Source organism: Streptomyces sp. WAC07094 (genome assembly GCF_036320405.1).
GTDB classification, from domain to species: domain Bacteria; phylum Actinomycetota; class Actinomycetes; order Streptomycetales; family Streptomycetaceae; genus Streptomyces; species Streptomyces lannensis.
The window spans coordinates 6498075-6515370 of sequence record NZ_JAVMJZ010000001.1; the positions used below are offsets into that span (position 1 = coordinate 6498075).

At 65.4% G+C, this 17296-nt stretch carries 11 protein-coding genes, 1 tRNA gene, 3 rRNA genes and 2 pseudogenes; 12 read left to right on the forward strand and 5 right to left on the reverse strand.

Going from position 1 to position 17296, the window contains the following annotated elements:
• Positions 1–158: 158 nt before the first annotated feature.
• Both RCR19_RS28805 and RCR19_RS28810 read right to left on the reverse strand, forming a co-directional pair.
• Positions 159–698, reverse strand: coding sequence for a YbhB/YbcL family Raf kinase inhibitor-like protein (locus RCR19_RS28805; RefSeq protein WP_059128659.1), 540 nt, complete (start codon positions 696–698; stop codon positions 159–161).
• Between the two features lie 45 nt (positions 699–743).
• Entirely contained in the window at positions 744–1529 is a 786-nt protein-coding gene (locus RCR19_RS28810; RefSeq protein ID WP_059128658.1) for a sporulation protein, read from the reverse strand.
• 206 nt (positions 1530–1735) lie between these two features.
• On the opposite strand from RCR19_RS28810, the pseudogene RCR19_RS28815 reads away from it, so the two are divergent.
• From RCR19_RS28815 to RCR19_RS28825, 3 genes and pseudogenes are all read left to right on the forward strand, one after another.
• A pseudogene (locus RCR19_RS28815) lies at positions 1736–1993 on the forward strand (DNA-3-methyladenine glycosylase); the annotation flags it as partial.
• 14 nt (positions 1994–2007) lie between these two features.
• Complete coding sequence (locus tag RCR19_RS28820) at positions 2008–2619, forward strand: DNA-3-methyladenine glycosylase (RefSeq protein WP_331267775.1); 612 nt, start codon at positions 2008–2010, stop codon at positions 2617–2619.
• Between the two features lie 498 nt (positions 2620–3117).
• The gene (locus RCR19_RS28825; RefSeq protein WP_331267776.1) at positions 3118–3468 is read left to right on the forward strand and encodes a hypothetical protein; all 351 of its coding nucleotides are present in this window, start codon (positions 3118–3120) and stop codon (positions 3466–3468) included.
• Between the two features lie 200 nt (positions 3469–3668).
• Here the strand turns inward: RCR19_RS28825 and RCR19_RS28830 are convergent, their stop codons facing one another.
• Positions 3669–4256, reverse strand: coding sequence for a hypothetical protein (locus RCR19_RS28830; RefSeq protein ID WP_331267777.1), 588 nt, complete (start codon positions 4254–4256; stop codon positions 3669–3671).
• A gap of 197 nt (positions 4257–4453) precedes the next feature.
• On the opposite strand from RCR19_RS28830, the gene RCR19_RS28835 reads away from it, so the two are divergent.
• Positions 4454–4636: a helix-turn-helix domain-containing protein gene (locus RCR19_RS28835; protein ID WP_331267778.1), complete on the forward strand. Its 183-nt coding sequence runs from the start codon at positions 4454–4456 to the stop codon at positions 4634–4636.
• An 80-nt stretch (positions 4637–4716) separates the two neighbouring features.
• A tRNA-Trp gene (locus tag RCR19_RS28840) sits at positions 4717–4791 on the forward strand.
• A 266-nt stretch (positions 4792–5057) separates the two neighbouring features.
• Here RCR19_RS28840 and RCR19_RS28845 read toward each other — a convergent pair.
• Positions 5058–6524: a recombinase family protein gene (locus tag RCR19_RS28845; RefSeq protein WP_331267779.1), complete on the reverse strand. Its 1467-nt coding sequence runs from the start codon at positions 6522–6524 to the stop codon at positions 5058–5060.
• 49 nt (positions 6525–6573) lie between these two features.
• On the opposite strand from RCR19_RS28845, the pseudogene RCR19_RS28850 reads away from it, so the two are divergent.
• From RCR19_RS28850 to RCR19_RS28875, 6 genes and pseudogenes are all read left to right on the forward strand, one after another.
• A pseudogene (locus RCR19_RS28850) lies at positions 6574–6987 on the forward strand (DNA-3-methyladenine glycosylase); the annotation flags it as partial.
• A 521-nt stretch (positions 6988–7508) separates the two neighbouring features.
• A 16S ribosomal RNA gene (locus RCR19_RS28855) occupies positions 7509–9032 on the forward strand.
• 315 nt (positions 9033–9347) lie between these two features.
• A 23S ribosomal RNA gene (locus RCR19_RS28860) occupies positions 9348–12450 on the forward strand.
• A 104-nt stretch (positions 12451–12554) separates the two neighbouring features.
• Positions 12555–12671, forward strand: a 5S ribosomal RNA gene (gene rrf, locus RCR19_RS28865).
• The 16S, 23S and 5S rRNA genes sit together here, the layout of an rRNA operon.
• Positions 12672–12723: 52 nt before the next feature.
• A complete protein-coding gene (locus RCR19_RS28870) occupies positions 12724–14100 on the forward strand; it encodes a hypothetical protein (protein WP_331269673.1) in 1377 nt (458 codons plus the stop codon).
• Positions 13992–14777: a hypothetical protein gene (locus RCR19_RS28875; protein ID WP_331269582.1), complete on the forward strand. Its 786-nt coding sequence runs from the start codon at positions 13992–13994 to the stop codon at positions 14775–14777. The genes RCR19_RS28870 and RCR19_RS28875 overlap by 109 nt, the downstream gene beginning before the upstream one ends.
• A 64-nt stretch (positions 14778–14841) precedes the next feature.
• Here the strand turns inward: RCR19_RS28875 and RCR19_RS28880 are convergent, their stop codons facing one another.
• The gene (locus RCR19_RS28880) at positions 14842–16143 is read right to left on the reverse strand and encodes a DUF1015 domain-containing protein (protein WP_331267780.1); all 1302 of its coding nucleotides are present in this window, start codon (positions 16141–16143) and stop codon (positions 14842–14844) included.
• Positions 16144–16215: 72 nt separating this feature from the next.
• On the opposite strand from RCR19_RS28880, the gene RCR19_RS28885 reads away from it, so the two are divergent.
• Positions 16216–17265 carry an HAD-IIA family hydrolase gene (locus RCR19_RS28885; RefSeq protein ID WP_331267781.1) on the forward strand — a complete coding sequence of 350 codons (1050 nt, stop codon included), beginning with the start codon at positions 16216–16218 and terminating at the stop codon, positions 17263–17265.
• The last annotated feature ends 31 nt before the right edge of the window (positions 17266–17296 follow it).

Sequence of the window (17296 nt, forward strand, 5' to 3'; positions counted from 1 at the left end):
CCACCTCCCGTGTGCATCCGCCCACCCCTTGGCGGGCTTGGATCAACTCTGTACGGGCGCGCCGAGATGGACAACGCAATAAAAAATGCCCGCCTCCGATCACTTCCATGACCGGGGGCGGGCAAACGTTCAATGAACGTCAGAGTTCGATTCGCACGTCAGCCGGCAGCCGGATTCTCGTACTCACCGATGAGGTGGGCGCGCGCCAGCGTGTGGAATCGCAGATTGAAGCCGACCACGGCGGGAGAGGCGTCCGAATCCGGACCGAGCTTCTCCTGGTCGACGGCGTACACCGTGAACACATACCGGTGCGGGCCGTCCCCGGGCGGCGGCGCGGCACCGCCGAAGTCCTTCGTCCCGTAGTCGTTGCGTGCGTGGACGGCACCCTCGGGCAGTCCCTCGAACTTCCCGCTGCCGGCAGCCGTGGGCAGCTCGGTCACCGAGACGGGGATGTCGAACAGGACCCAGTGCCAGAACCCGCTCCCCGTCGGGGCATCGGGGTCGTAGCAGGTCACGGCGAAGCTCTTGGTCTCCGGCGGGAAGCCCTCCCAGCGCAGTTGCGGCGAGGTGTTCCCGGCCGCCTGGACCTGAGCGTCGTTGAGCGTCGCACCCGGCTCGACGTCCTCGCTCGTCACCGTGAACGCCGGCACGGGCGGATGGAAGTCATGCGGCAGCGGCCGCCTCTTGGCCTCGGTCACCTCGGCACCTCCAAGTCAGTGGATCAACCGATTCCAGTGCAGAGCCTAGAACCAGCTGCGCTTGCTTCCGACCTCGGCCAGCCACTGGTGCAGGTAGGCGGTCCAGTCCGTGGCGTGGAAATCGTGCAGACCGACCTGGAAGGAGCGGAAGGAGTCGCTGCCCTCACTGAAGAGGCCCGGCTTCTTGTCCATCTCCATGATGACGTCCATCGCGTGCTCGTCCGCGACGAAGCTCAGCTCCACCTGGTTCAGACCGCGGTACTGCGACGGCGGAAAGAACTCGATCTCCTGGTAGAACGGCAGGCGCTGACGCGTACCGCGGATGTGACCGCGCTCCATGTCGGCGTTCTTGAAGCGGAAGCCCAGCTGGATGAAGGCGTCCAGGATGGCCTTCTGCGCCGGCAGCGGGTGCACGTTGATCGGGTCCAGGTCACCGGAGTCCAGGGCCCGCGCGATCTCCAGCTCTGTCGTCACACCGATGTGCATGCCACGCAGCGCCTGACCGTCGATCATGGTGATCGGCGTCTCCCACGGGATCTCGAGCCCGAACGGCACCGCGTGCACGGCCCCCGCCTGGAGCTCGAAGGCGCCGCCGAGCCGCACCTTGGTGAACTCGATGTCCTGCTTGTACTCCGTGTCGTCGTGCCCCTCGACCTCGACCCTGGCCTGCAGACCGACGTTCAGGCCCTCGATCGCCTGATTCACGGACCCGCCCTGGATCCGTACCTCGCCCTGGACGACGCCGCCCGGTACGACATTGGTCTCCGTGAGCACCGTCTCGACCGAAGCCCCGCCGGCTCCCATGCTCGCGAGCAGCCGCTTGAACCCCATGAATCATCCCTCCCAGGCAACGCCTGTCTCCGTCGCCCCGTCCCGGTCGCGTGGTCCCCGAGGGGCCGCACGTCCTCCCGTCCGGGGATCCTTGATCTCTAGATACGCGATCCGGCCCGGAGCCGGTTCCGTGACCTCACCCTTCCAAGGGGGAGCACTCTTGACCAGCCCGTGACACGCACACGTCTGGACTACCCTCGTACGGCGTGATCGCGACCCCAGACCGTACGCCCCTCCCCAGAGAGTTCTTCGACCGGCCTGTGCTGGAGGTCGCCCCCGACCTTGTGGGGCGCCTCATCGTCCGCAGCACCCCTGACGGACCGATCGAACTGCGCCTGACGGAGGTGGAGGCCTACGACGGCTCGAACGACCCCGGCTCCCACGCATATCGGGGGCGCACCGCCCGCAACGAAGTGATGTTCGGTCCGCCCGGACACGTGTACGTCTACTTCACCTACGGCATGTCAAGGCGGTCAGCATGAACGTCATGGATCTTGCTCACCCGGCTGAAGAAGTCGCCCCCAAGCTGCTCGGTGCCATCCTCACCCACGAGACCCCCGAGGGAACCGTGAGCATCACGATCACGGAGACCGAGGCGTACTCCGGTTCGGCCGATCCCGCCTCCCACGCCTACCGAGGCAGGACGCCTCGAAACGCCGTCATGTTCGGACCCGCGGGACACCTGTACGTCTACCGGTCTCACGGACTCCACTGGTGCGCCAACATTGTCACCGGGGCAGACGGCATCGCTACAGCTGTCCTCATCCGGGCAGGCAGGGTCATCGAAGGGGAAGAGCTGGCCCGCGAGCGGCGAGGGGGCAAGGTCGAAAGTCCACGTCTCGCGCGGGGTCCGGGGAACTTCTGTCAAGCGCTCGGCATCACGGCAGAGCACAACGGCACAGACCTGCTGACAGGCGCCTCGGTCGCGCTGTCCGAGGGCGAGCCAGTACCCGCCGCACTCATCCGGGTTGGTCCTCGGGTAGGCGTGAGCAAAGCCCACGACTGGCAGCACCGCTTCTACCTCGCCGGTGATCCAACGGTCTCGGCGTACCGACTGAGCCCGAGAGCCAAGCCGCACGCCGGAGCCTGAGCCGCTGTACGCCTCGCTCGCGGCTCGCCGGTGGGTCGGCGCGGAGTTGAGGTCCGAAGAGGCGTGACCGCTCGCGAGCGTGGCGAGTGACGCGTTCCTGGCCGGTCGGGTGACTGTCGACGTGCGCCGACCCGGGCCGGAGAGGTGGGTGGATGACCCCTTGGTGCGTTCGTCCGCACCGCCAGGATCTCGGTCACTGTGCACAACGACGAGCAGCGAAGGTGTACATAGTCGGACGGCCGAACAGGGCTGCACCACACGGGAGGGCTCCCTAACGAGGGCCTCCCCCCTTCGTATAAGGTCACTCGGCCAGGTCGCCGCCGTCGCTCCCGACTGCACGAGACCGAGTCCAAGCACAAAGCCTTGGGCGTCACCTGTGAAGAGACCGTGCCAGCCATGGCCGGTCCACCCCCGCGAAGAAAGGGAGGCACATGTCCCGCCATCCGGCGGGGGTCACTGGCGCACCCGTGTGCGCCTCACAGGAAGGAGCCACTCCCGGTGGCTATCAGCTTCGGCCATGACCGCCCGTGGGGCGCTGTCTCCCAGCACGAGTTCCGGCGCTTGACGCAGGACCCCAGACACCCGCTCACCTACCGCGTTCACTTTGCAGCCATCGGATGGGCCGACCGGCACGGACACGCAGGCTTCGGTCCCGGCCGGTTGGCCGTACTGGTGGGCAAGGACGGCAAACCGCTGTCCGAACAGAGCACGCGCAACGCGGTAGCCCGCGCCAAGGCGCTGGGCCTTGTGTCGCCCCGGTCCGGGGCCGCCTGCCTCCTGCTTCTGCCTTACCTGTTCCGGAAGGGCAAGGGTGCGCCAGCCCCCTGCCGTCTGCATCAGGACCGGTGACTACACGCCAGGCGTGTAGCCAGAGCACGTCTGGCGTGCATCGGCATAGCCTTTGACCTGCGGAAACGTTCGCATCCTTTCTTATCTATTTAGCCTCCAGTGCAGTGCGGCCCCCAAGGGGCCGACTGAGGAGAGCAGCTTGGATTAACAGCAAGGGAAGTAGGGGAGCGGCAGCGCCCCGGCCGCCATGGTTGCAGCGCTCAACGACAGTGCAGCGTGGGTGGACGGGGTGAACTGCCGGTCAGAGACCTGACGGATGGCTGGAGAGCCAGTCGGTATGCCGATCGCGCATTCGGTCCCGTTCCTCGGGCGTGGTGAGGAAGACGTCGGCGCCACCGTCGTAGGGGGTGGTAGATGCGCTGCATCAGGCTGTCGGTGACGAGGACCCCTGCCACCTTGTCGTGGGCAGTGTCTCGGAGCAGCCTGTCGATGCAGCCGTGTTGCCAAGGCAACCGGGCGGCGAAGAGGTGACAGTACGTGCGGAACTCTGGCTCTGGATCGTCCTCCACCAGCAGGCTCTGCCAATAGCCTGCGTCTGGTTCGAGCAGCGGGACCTCGGGTTCGGTCGCCCAGAAGGGAGTGACCACGTACACCTCTGTGCCGGCGAACAACTCGTCGAGGACGGTGTTGTAACGCTCCAGAACGACGGCGTACTCGCTCTCGTCCACTGCGTACCGCTTTGACTCCGGCAGGCTGTGAAAGCGGACCCAGACATCTCGATACGGGTCACGGAGCTTGTACCCAACCGGGAGGCAGTCGGGCCATCTCTGCTGCCAGAGCTCCGTCAAAGCCGGCTGTCCGCCTTCAGGCACCTGCTGCACTCACTCTCTCGTGTACGGCCCCTCATGACGACCATGATGCCCGGCACCCGCCCACCAAGAGCAACGACTTCTTTAGGGCGGGCGGGACAGCGACAAAGGACGGAGCGGAAGGGGCGGCCTACCGGCCGCCACGGTCGCAGTAGCCAATGACAATGCGGCCCCGGATGGGGCTGGCAGGAGCAAGCCAAGCGCAGGGGCGTACCGGCGGACGGCCGTCCGTCGTCAGTGAGGACGTGCTTACTGTGGCCCGCGCCAGGAAGGCCAAGGGCGAGAGCGTGAGCACCATTGCTAAGGCACTGGGGATCTCCCGCGCCACGTTGTACCGCCACTTGGACGAGAGCGCCTGAGATAGGCGCACACCGCACAGGCAGGCCCCCGCGCGAGCAGGGGGCTGTTGTCATGTCTGGACTAGGCTGTCGGGCCGGGCGGAGCCGTAGCGCAGAGGTCGTCGCGCGCGGTCTCCAAAATCGCGAGGACGCCGGTTCGAATCCGGCCGGTTTCGCCCTCCTGACCCAAGGCCCACGAGGCTTTCCTGTGCCAATACCGTGCAGGCCCGTCGGCTACTCCTCCCGGACCACCATCGCGAACGACGTACAGATGCGCCGGAAGCCCTTGTGCCGGCTCCGGTTTATGTGGCTCACGCACCCCACGTCAACCGCCGCGCCGCCCGTCGAGGGAACGGTCGTCCACTTGCAGTGATGACGCGATGGGGCGCCTCGTAGGGCGCCCCTGTCGTTGGCTATCGTCCGCTCGGCTGTCACGCATCGCTCACGGGTTCCGGAAAGTGATCCGGCAGTGATCCGACTTGAACCCTCGGACTCCTCGCCCCCTCGGCAGGAGCTCCACCCGCTCGCAGACCTGCATGACCACCGTTCGCACGTAGTCGATCCGGTCGGGGTCTTCATAATCCAACTCCTCCCACAGATACTCGACGTCCCCCAGATCTACCCGCACCCGCTTCGTCGCCAGGTCGGCCAGCTCGGTCCGGATCTTCCCCAGGTCGGCATCACACCTGCCGATGCCTGCACGCATGGTCGATGCATCGATGTCCCCTACGGCGAACATCTCCGCCAGGGCGGTACGTCTCTCGGATGTGGCCACCTCCTCAGCCAGTAGCTCGGCCTCGCGCTCCTCGTCTGCGGCATCAGCGGCCGGAGCCTGGTTCCACTCCGCGGCCCGGGAGATGACCTGCCGGACCACGTAGGAGTCAAGCGGGTCTGCTGGGCATGTGATGCAACGGCCACCCGAACACGTGTAGATGCGATACCGCTCGCCTGCCGCGTCCTTCCGGCTCCATCCCTGCGTCACGACGGCCTGACACTTCGAGCAGCGGACCACGCCGGACAACAGAGCCTTGCGCTTCCCTCCGCCGCCCGTGTTGCGCTCAGGGTCGCTCAGGTAGCGCACCAGGGCTCGGAACATGCCCTCGGAGACGATCGGCTCCCAGTTGCCTGTGCCGATCTCCTCGGTCACCCGTACACGTCTCCCATCCGGCTTCTCGACCCACTGGGAGTACGTCTGGATGCCCGCGTTCCTCGGCTTCAAGAGGACGCCCCGGAGGTTCGAGCTACGCCACTCCTTGCCGTGCGGCGAGAGCAGCTCGCGAGCGTTCCAGACCTTCGCGATGGACCACAGGGAGACACCGGCCAGGACATCCCGGTACGCCTGCCGCAGGGCTTCCGCCTCCTCCTCGCGATGCGTGCCGTCGCGCTCGAAGCCGAAGGGGCGAGTGCTCCAGAAGGGCCTGCCCGACTCCCTGCGGCGCTGATGACCGAGCACCTGACGCTCTACTCGCATCTCGGTCTCGTTCTCGGCTACGGCAGCGCCGATGCGAGCAGCCAGACGACCCGAAGGAGTCGCCAAGTCCAGGACGCCCTGAGCCTGCGCGGCGGCCAGATGAACGCCGGTCTCCTCGGCCAGGTCCACCAGCTCGACCAGGTCCCGGGTCGTGCGGTAGAGGCGGTCGTAGTGCCTGGCTACGACGACATCAGCCGTACCCGTACGAACCAGCTCGACCACCCGCCTCCAGCCTTCACCGCGAGCCGACACCTTGCGGCCCTCAACGACGCGGAACTTCGACGCCGAAGAGTCCTTCTCCGTGATGACCTCGACAACCGTCCAGCCGTTCCGGTCGCACAGCGCCTGGCTCAGTTCGACCTGTTGCGTCAGGTTCCCACCCTTGGACTCCTCGCCCCTCGGGGTCGGGCTGAGCCTGGCGTAGATGATCGCTCGCACTGCCTGTCTCTCCTGCCTGTCGTCGCCTTGCCGATGATGATGTAACGACGTACATGTTCAGTGGGTTACCTACGGCATGTGGTTCTGCATGAACCTGGTATGCGGTCCGCCGGGCCGGGCGAGCGGTGTCCTGCTGCGGGCCGGTGAGATCACCGACGGAGCGGAGCTCGCCCGCACCCGTCGACTCTCGGCCCGCAACGACAAGGAACTGGCCAAAGGCCCGGCACGTCTGGCCACCGCCCTGGGCGTGGACCGGAGCCTGGACGGCACGGACGCGTGCGCCGGGGGAGAGACACCGTTGCGGGCCCTCACCGGCACTGCGGTGCCCTCCGACCAGGTACGCAGCGGTCCGCGCACCGGTGTCGCCGGCGACGGCGCCGTCCACCCGTGGCGCTTCTGGATCGCCAACGACCCGACAGTGAGCCCCTATCGGGCCCACACACCTCGACGCCGGCGAAGTTGACGCGTCCCAGGGGGATGCGTAATGTAGCCCGAGCCGCTTGAACCGGGTACGGCGTCAGCCAGCAGCCGGAAGCGGTCACCCCACTACTCATGTGATTCCCTGCAAAGGGCGATTTCGGCATGCCCGCATGCCTGAATTCGAACTCGCGAACTCGATTATGAGTTGCAGCGGGAATCGGCTAACGTAGTGAATGTCGAAAGGCGCAAGGCGAAAAGCCGGAGCCCAAGGCGAATCCCCGCCGGCCGGGAATCGGATCGCGAAATGGTCTGATAGAGTCGGAAACACCGAAGGGAAGCGCCCGGAGGAAAGCCCGAGAGGGTGAGTACGAAGGAAGCGTCCGTTCCTTGAGAACTCAACAGCGTGCCAAAAGTCAACGCCAGATATGTTGATACCCCGTCTCCGGTCATTCTGATCGGGGCGAGGTTCCTTTGAAATAACACAGCGAGGACGCTGTGGACCGGGGGGATTATTCCTCTTCCTGGTTCCGCTCTCGTGGTGTTCGACCGGATATCCGGTAAACATTCACGGAGAGTTTGATCCTGGCTCAGGACGAACGCTGGCGGCGTGCTTAACACATGCAAGTCGAACGATGAAGCCCTTCGGGGTGGATTAGTGGCGAACGGGTGAGTAACACGTGGGCAATCTGCCCTGCACTCTGGGACAAGCCCTGGAAACGGGGTCTAATACCGGATACGAGCCTCCCGGGCATCTGGGAGGTTGGAAAGCTCCGGCGGTGCAGGATGAGCCCGCGGCCTATCAGCTTGTTGGTGAGGTAACGGCTCACCAAGGCGACGACGGGTAGCCGGCCTGAGAGGGCGACCGGCCACACTGGGACTGAGACACGGCCCAGACTCCTACGGGAGGCAGCAGTGGGGAATATTGCACAATGGGCGAAAGCCTGATGCAGCGACGCCGCGTGAGGGATGACGGCCTTCGGGTTGTAAACCTCTTTCAGCAGGGAAGAAGCGAAAGTGACGGTACCTGCAGAAGAAGCGCCGGCTAACTACGTGCCAGCAGCCGCGGTAATACGTAGGGCGCAAGCGTTGTCCGGAATTATTGGGCGTAAAGAGCTCGTAGGCGGCTTGTCGCGTCGATTGTGAAAGCCCGGGGCTTAACTCCGGGTCTGCAGTCGATACGGGCAGGCTAGAGTGTGGTAGGGGAGATCGGAATTCCTGGTGTAGCGGTGAAATGCGCAGATATCAGGAGGAACACCGGTGGCGAAGGCGGATCTCTGGGCCATTACTGACGCTGAGGAGCGAAAGCGTGGGGAGCGAACAGGATTAGATACCCTGGTAGTCCACGCCGTAAACGGTGGGCACTAGGTGTTGGCGACATTCCACGTCGTCGGTGCCGCAGCTAACGCATTAAGTGCCCCGCCTGGGGAGTACGGCCGCAAGGCTAAAACTCAAAGGAATTGACGGGGGCCCGCACAAGCGGCGGAGCATGTGGCTTAATTCGACGCAACGCGAAGAACCTTACCAAGGCTTGACATACACCGGAAACATCCAGAGATGGGTGCCCCCTTGTGGTCGGTGTACAGGTGGTGCATGGCTGTCGTCAGCTCGTGTCGTGAGATGTTGGGTTAAGTCCCGCAACGAGCGCAACCCTTGTCCCGTGTTGCCAGCAGGCCCTTGTGGTGCTGGGGACTCACGGGAGACCGCCGGGGTCAACTCGGAGGAAGGTGGGGACGACGTCAAGTCATCATGCCCCTTATGTCTTGGGCTGCACACGTGCTACAATGGCCGGTACAATGAGCTGCGATACCGTGAGGTGGAGCGAATCTCAAAAAGCCGGTCTCAGTTCGGATTGGGGTCTGCAACTCGACCCCATGAAGTCGGAGTCGCTAGTAATCGCAGATCAGCATTGCTGCGGTGAATACGTTCCCGGGCCTTGTACACACCGCCCGTCACGTCACGAAAGTCGGTAACACCCGAAGCCGGTGGCCCAACCCCTCGGGGAGGGAGCTGTCGAAGGTGGGACTGGCGATTGGGACGAAGTCGTAACAAGGTAGCCGTACCGGAAGGTGCGGCTGGATCACCTCCTTTCTAAGGAGCACTTCTCATCAACTTCGGTTGGTCAGAGGCCAGTACATCGGCGAACGTCCGGTGCTGGTTGCTCATGGGTGGAACGTTGACTATTCGGTCTGGACCTCGGGTCGGGGGCTGCTAGTACTGCTCGTGAGAGAGCGTGGAACGCATGATCTTCGGACGGGTTCGGGTCGGGCGCGCTGTTGGGTGTCTGAGGGTGCGGCCGTTTGGTCGTCCTTCGGCGCCGACCCCAGTGAACTCGCTGGTTTTTCCAGTGGGGTGATGGGTGGTTGGTCGTTGTTTGAGAACTGCACAGTGGACGCGAGCATCTGTGGCCAAGTTTTTAAGGGCGCACGGTGGATGCCTTGGCACCAGGAACCGATGAAGGACGTGGGAGGCCGCGATAGTCCCCGGGGAGTCGTCAACCAGGCTTTGATCCGGGGGTTTCCGAATGGGGAAACCCGGCAGTCGTCATGGGCTGTCACCCGCTGCTGAACTCATAGGCAGTGTGGAGGGAACGAGGGGAAGTGAAACATCTCAGTACCCTCAGGAAGAGAAAACAACCGTGATTCCGGGAGTAGTGGCGAGCGAAACCGGATGAGGCCAAACCGTATACGTGTGAGACCCGGCAGGGGTTGCGTGTGCGGGGTTGTGGGTTCTTTCTTCTGCGGTCTGCCGGCCGTGGGACGAGTCAGAAACCGTTGATGTAGACGAAGGACATGCGAAAGGTCCGGCGTAGAGGGTAAGACCCCCGTAGTCGAAACGTCAGCGGCTCGTTTGGAAGATACCCAAGTAGCACGGGGCCCGAGAAATCCCGTGTGAATCTGGCGGGACCACCCGCTAAGCCTAAATATTCCCTGGTGACCGATAGCGGATAGTACCGTGAGGGAATGGTGAAAAGTACCCCGGGAGGGGAGTGAAATAGTACCTGAAACCGTGTGCCTACAAGCCGTGGGAGCACTTTGGTGTGACTGCGTGCCTTTTGAAGAATGAGCCTGCGAGTTTGCGGTGTGTTGCGAGGTTAACCCGTGTGGGGTAGCCGTAGCGAAAGCGAGTCCGAATAGGGCGTTGGAGTAGCACGCTCAAGACCCGAAGCGGAGTGATCTAGCCATGGGCAGGTTGAAGCGGAGGTAAGACTTCGTGGAGGACCGAACCCACCAGGGTTGAAAACCTGGGGGATGACCTGTGGTTAGGGGTGAAAGGCCAATCAAACTCCGTGATAGCTGGTTCTCCCCGAAATGCATTTAGGTGCAGCGTCGTGTGTTTCTTGCCGGAGGTAGAGCACTGGATAGGCGATGGGCCCTACCGGGTTACTGACCTTAGCCAAACTCCGAATGCCGGTAAGTGAGAGCGCGGCAGTGAGACTGTGGGGGATAAGCTCCATGGTCGAGAGGGAAACAGCCCAGAGCATCGACTAAGGCCCCTAAGCGTACGCTAAGTGGGAAAGGATGTGGAGTCGCACAGACAACCAGGAGGTTGGCTTAGAAGCAGCCACCCTTGAAAGAGTGCGTAATAGCTCACTGGTCTAGTGATTCCGCGCCGACAATGTAGCGGGGCTCAAGCGTACCGCCGAAGTCGTGTCATTGCAGCATATAGCCCTAACGGGTGTTGTGATGGGTAGGGGAGCGTCGTCTGCCGGGTGAAGCAGCACCGGAAGGTAGTTGTGGACGGTTGACGAGTGAGAATGCAGGCATGAGTAGCGATTCACACGTGGGAAACGTGTGCGCCGATTGACTAAGGGTTCCTGGGTCAAGCTGATCTGCCCAGGGTAAGTCGGGACCTAAGGCGAGGCCGACAGGCGTAGTCGATGGATAACCGGTTGATATTCCGGTACCCGCTGTGAAGCGTCAAACATCGAACCTTCTGATGCTAAGGCCGTGAAGCCGTCCTGGATCCTTCGGGTGAAAGGGAGTGGTGGAGCCGCCGGTCCAAGGTGGTAGTAGGTGAGTGATGGGGTGACGCAGGAAGGTAGTCCATCCCGGGCGGTGGTTGTCCCGGGGTAAGGGTGTAGGCCGTGTGATAGGTAAATCCGTTGCACTTGTGGCTGAGACCTGATGCCGAGCCGATTGTGGTGAAGTGGATGATCCTATGCTGTCGAGAAAAGCCTCTAGCGAGTTTCATGGCGGCCCGTACCCTAAACCGACTCAGGTGGTCTGGTAGAGAATACCGAGGCGTTCGGGTGAACTATGGTTAAGGAACTCGGCAAAATGCCCCCGTAACTTCGGGAGAAGGGGGGCCACACCTGGTGATGATCTTTACGGTCTGAGCTGGGGGTGGCCGCAGAGACCAGCGAGAAGCGACTGTTTACTAAAAACACAGGTCCGTGCGAAGCCGTAAGGCGATGTATACGGACTGACGCCTGCCCGGTGCTGGAACGTTAAGGGGACCGGTTAGCTCACTTTCGGGTGGGCGAAGCTGAGAACTTAAGCGCCAGTAAACGGCGGTGGTAACTATAACCATCCTAAGGTAGCGAAATTCCTTGTCGGGTAAGTTCCGACCTGCACGAATGGCGTAACGACTTCTCGACTGTCTCAACCATAGGCCCGGTGAAATTGCACTACGAGTAAAGATGCTCGTTTCGCGCAGCAGGACGGAAAGACCCCGGGACCTTTACTACAGTTTGATATTGGTGTTCGGTTCGGCTTGTGTAGGATAGCTGGGAGACTGTGAAGCTTGGACGCCAGTTCAGGTGGAGTCGTCGTTGAAATACCAGTCTGGTCGTGCTGGATGTCTAACCCGGGTCCGTGATCCGGATCGGGGACAGTGTCTGATGGGTAGTTTAACTGGGGCGGTTGCCTCCTAAAGGGTAACGGAGGCGCCCAAAGGTTCCCTCAGCCTGGTTGGCAATCAGGTGTTGAGTGTAAGTGCACAAGGGAGCTTGACTGTGAGACCGACGGGTCGAGCAGGGACGAAAGTCGGGACTAGTGATCCGGCGGTGGCTTGTGGAAGCGCCGTCGCTCAACGGATAAAAGGTACCCCGGGGATAACAGGCTGATCTTCCCCAAGAGTCCATATCGACGGGATGGTTTGGCACCTCGATGTCGGCTCGTCGCATCCTGGGGCTGGAGTCGGTCCCAAGGGTTGGGCTGTTCGCCCATTAAAGCGGTACGCGAGCTGGGTTTAGAACGTCGTGAGACAGTTCGGTCCCTATCCGCTGTGCGCGTAGGAGTCTTGAGAAGGGCTGTCCCTAGTACGAGAGGACCGGGACGGACGAACCTCTGGTGTGCCAGTTGTTCTGCCAAGGGCATGGCTGGTTGGCTACGTTCGGGAGGGATAACCGCTGAAAGCATCTAAGCGGGAAGCCTGCTTCGAGATGAGGACTCCCACCCACTTGATGGGGTAAGGCTCCCAGTAGACGACTGGGTTGATAGGCCGGATCTGGAAGCACGGTAACGTGTGGAGGTGACCGGTACTAATAGGCCGAGGGCTTGTCCATAGAGGCTCGCGTCCACTGTGTTGGTTCTGAGACAACGATCCGTTGTCGGTTCAGAGCAGAACATCAACTGAAAAGTGTGCTTGTTCGCTCGAAACCATTAGGGTTTCGGTGGTCATAGCGTGAGGGAAACGCCCGGTTACATTCCGAACCCGGAAGCTAAGCCTTTCAGCGCCGATGGTACTGCAGGGGGGACCCTGTGGGAGAGTAGGACACCGCCGAACAATCTTTGGAGGACCTCTGGTCCCAGCGACTTGCTGGGACCAGAGGTCCTTTTTGTTTTTCCGGAGCGCGCCGGGTACTCGGCTGCGCGAGAATGACTTGCGGTACCGAAGACAGGAGTCACCATGTCCACCAACTCTCCCGACGAGCGTCCTGAGCGCGACCAGCGCCGCCGGGACAGTGGTGACCGTGGCGGTTATCGCGGAGGGGTGCGTCGCGACGACCGCGGTGGCCAGGGCCGTCGTGACGACCGCCGTGGCGACGACCGCGGTGGATACGGCGACCGTCCCGCCTACCGGCGCGACGACGACCGCGGCGGGTACGGCCGGCGTGACGATCGTCGTGACGACCGGCGTGGTGACGATCGTGGTGGCTTCCGCGGACGTGACGACCGTCGTGACGACCGTCGGGACGGCGACCGCAGGGATGACCGTCGGGACGGCGATCGTGGCGGGTTCCGCCGGGATGACCGCGGTGGCTACGGCGACCGCGGCGGACGTCCGCCCTTCCGGCGTGACGACCGGCCCGGTGCCCCGCGCCGTGACGATCGGGACCGGGGCTTCCGCCGCGACGGTGACCGTCCCGCCCCCCGTCGCGACGACCGTCCGGCCCCCCGCCGCGACGACGATCGTGGTGGGTACGGCCGGCGTGACGATCGTCGTGACGACCGGCGTGGTGACGATCGTGGTGGCTTCCGCGGACGTGACGACCGCCGCGACGACCGCGGTGGGTACGGTCGGCGTGACGACAGCCGCGGTGATGACCGTGGTGGCTTCCGCGGACGTGACGACCGCCGCGACGACCGCAGGGATGACCGTCGGGATGGAGACCGGGGCGGCTACGGCCGTCGGGACGACAGCCGCGGTGACCGTCGTGACGACCGCGACCGCTTCCGCCGTGACGATCAGCGGGGCGGCTACGGTCGGCGCGACGACGACCGCGGTGGCTACGGCCGCCGCGACGACCGTCGTGATGACCGCCGTGGTGATGACCGTGGTGGCTTCCGCGGACGTGATGACCGCCGCGACGACCGTGGTGGCCCCGGCCGTCGTGAGGACGGCCGGGGTGAGCGACGTGACGACCGCGGTGGCTACGGCGACCGTCCCGCCTACCGGCGCGACGACGACCGGGGCGGCTACGGGCGCCGTGACGACGGCCGCGGTGACCGCGGCGGCTTCCGAGGGCGCGACGAGCGCGGTGCGCGCGGTCCCCGTCGCGACGAGCGCGGCGGTCGCCCCGGCGGCTTCCGAGGACGCGACGACCGGAGCGGTGGTGGCCGGTTCCGTGACGAGCGGGACCGTGACCGCGAGCCCATCAAGCGGCTGCCGATTCCCGAGGACGTCTCCGGCGAGGAGCTCGACAGGGACGTTCGGCAGGAGCTGCAGAGCCTTCCCAAGACGCTCGCGGAGGACGTCGCCAAGAACCTGGTGATGATCGCCCGGCTCATCGACGAGGACCCCGAAGGCGCGTACGGGTACTCCAAGGTGGCGTTGCGCCTCGCGTCCCGTGTCGCGGCCGTGCGTGAGGCTGCGGGCTTCGCGGCGTACGCCAACCAGAAGTACGGCGAGGCCCTGGCCGAGTTCCGGGCCGCCCGGCGCATGACCGGGGACATCGAGCTGTGGCCCGTGATGGCCGACTGCGAGCGCGGCCTCGGCCGGCCCGAGAAGGCGCTCGACATGGCTGGTGCGCCCGAGGTGCACAAGCTCGACAAGGCGGGTCAGGTCGAGATGCGGCTGGTCGCGGCCGGTGCGCGCCGCGACATGGGCCAGCTGGACGCCGCCATCGTCACGCTGCAGAGCCCGGAGCTGGCCTCCAACTCCGTGCAGCCGTGGACCGCGAGGCTGCGGTACGCGTACGCCGACGCGCTCCTGGCCGCAGGACGGGAGCGTGAGGCGCGCGAGTGGTTCGCCAAGGCCGTCGAGGCCGACAAGGACGGCAGCACGGACGCCTCCGACCGACTCGCCGAGCTGGACGGAGTGGAGTTCGTCGACGCCCTCGACGACGATGCTCCCGACGACGCGGTCGACGACGGGGGCGTGCGGTCCTCGTCGGACGACGAGGCTGCTCCGGGTGAGCGGGACGGCGACCACGAGGACGACGAGAGCTGACCCGACTCCAGGTCGCGACGCGTGACGGGGCGGGATCCGGGCAAGGATCCCGCCCCGTCCGCGCTCAGAGCGCGTCGGGAGGCGTCAGCGCCCGGAGCACCAGCCCCGATGCCGGCTTGGGACCGAACGATGTCGACTTACGCGGCATCGTCACGCCCTGCCGGGCCAGCTCGCGTACGACCTCCTCGCGGACGGGGTGCAACAGCACGGCGGTACCGCCGTCGCGCTCGGCCTTCTCGACCGTCGCGGCGGTGTCGTGGATATAGGCGATGTGCTCCGGCGAGTCGTCGGGGATGCGCCAGACGTGCTCGAGGAGCGCGTTGTGCAGCACGGTCGCGTCGAGGGTGCGCCAGGCCTCCGGCCGGTCCAGCGGGACCGTGCGGGCCAGGAGGTCCGGGGACGGCTTGTCGACCAGGTGGAAGGCGCCGTCGCCCGCCAGCAGGAACGCGTTGCCGGCGCAGGACGCGTCGGCCAGCGTCTCCAGGGCCTCGTTCAGGGGCGTGTGCAGTTGACGTACCCGGAACAGCCCCGAGAGCGCGGACAGCGCCTCGGCGACCGGGAGACGGTGCAGGAGGCGGTGGATCGCCCGGACCCGCAGTGGATAGCGGGCCGTGTCGACCAGGAGGACGAGGCCGTAGTCCCAGGGACTGGGCGAGGCGTGCTCCGCGCGTAGACGCAGATAGGTCGCCCAGCGGTGGTGGCCGTCGGCGATCAGGGCCTGGTGCCGTGCCAGGTCCGTCTGGATCCGCTCGAGCTCTGCGGGATCCGTGACCGCCCAGAGGCGATGGCTGAAACCGTCCTCGGTGGTGGTGCACAGCAGCGGTGGGCGTTCGGCGGTGCGTTCGATTGTGGCCGCCGCCCCCGCCTCGTCCCCGTCGCCGCGGTAGGTGAGCAACAGCGGTTCCAGGTTGGCCGAGGTCGCGCGCATCAGGGCCGCCCGGTCGGCGACGACATGCGGCATCACGTCCTCGTGCGGGAGGACCACACCGTCCGACGGCTGCGACACGCGCAGCGCGCCGATGACGCCGCGCTGCACCAGTCCGGCACCCCGCTGTTCGTAGACGTAGAGGCCGGGCTGGTCGTCCGTCGTCAGGACGCCTTCGGTGACCCAGCGGCGCAGGGTGTTCGCGGCCTGCTTGTTGCGTGCCGTGGGGGTCGACGCCTGGGGCAGGATCAGCCGGACGATGTTGTGCGGATCGGCCGATTCGAGGTGGAGCACTCCGTCCGGGCGAACGACGACGTCGTACGGCGGAGAGGTGACCGCGGCGAGGCTGCCGACGCGGTCGGGGTCATAGCGCAGGCCACGGAACGGGGTCAGTTCAAGGCCCATGTGCGCCGGTACGTGCCCGGGACCTGCAGTGTTCATTGATGCATCGTAGTTGTGTCGGAGCGATGCGCGATGATTCGGGTGAAGCAAACGAACGAGGAGCGATGCCTAATGAGCCAGACCGTCAGGACGCGGCCCGAGGGCAGTGCGCGCCCCCTGAACGCGGCGTACGACACGGCGTTGCTCGACCTGGACGGGGTGGTGTACGCGGGCGGGAACGCGATCGCGCACGCCGTGGAGTCGCTCGACACCGCCCGTGCGGGCGGAATGCATTTGGCGTACGTCACGAACAACGCGCTGCGCACACCGGACGCGGTGGCCGGCCATCTCACGGAGCTGGGGATACCGACGAAGGCCCCGGACGTCATCACATCGGCGCAGGCGGTGGCCCGGCTGATCGGTGAGCAACTGCCCGCGGGATCGCGTGTCCTGGTCGTCGGCGGTGAGGGCCTGCGCGTCGCCCTGCGGGAGCGGGGGCTCGAGCCCGTCGAGTCGGCCGACGACGACCCCGCGGCCGTAGTGCAGGGGTACGGCGGGCCGGACCTGCCCTGGGGGCGGTTCGCGGAGGCCTGCTACGCCGTCGCGCGCGGCCTGCCGTGGTTCGCGTCCAACACCGATCTGACCATCCCGAGCGCGCGCGGGATCGCGCCGGGCAACGGGGCGGCCGTGGAGGTCGTACGGATCGCCACCGGTGCCGAGCCGCAGGTGGCGGGCAAGCCGCTGCCGCCGATGCACCGGGAGACGATCCTGCGGACCGGTGCGGAGCGGCCGCTGGTGGTCGGGGACCGGCTGGACACGGACATCGAGGGCGCGTTCAACGGCGGGGTCGATTCGCTGCTCGTGCTGACGGGCGTGACGGACGGCGCCCAGCTGCTCGCCGCTCCGCCGCAGCACCGGCCGACGTATGTGGACGCGGATCTGCGCGGGCTGCTGACCGGGCAGCCGGAGGTCCTCGCGGTGGACGGCGGGTTCCGCTGCGGGGGCTGGACGGCGACGGACGCCTCATCCGCCGCGGGGGAGGCCCCGGGGAGTCTCCGGCTGGAGGGCGAGGGGGAGACCCTGGACGGGCTGCGCGCGCTGTGCGCGGCGGCGTGGACGGCGGCGGGCGAGGGCGTGTGCCGGCTGGACGGCGGGAAGGCGCTGGCCCGGCTGGGGCTGTGAGGGGGAAGGCGGCCGCCCGTCGAGAGGGATG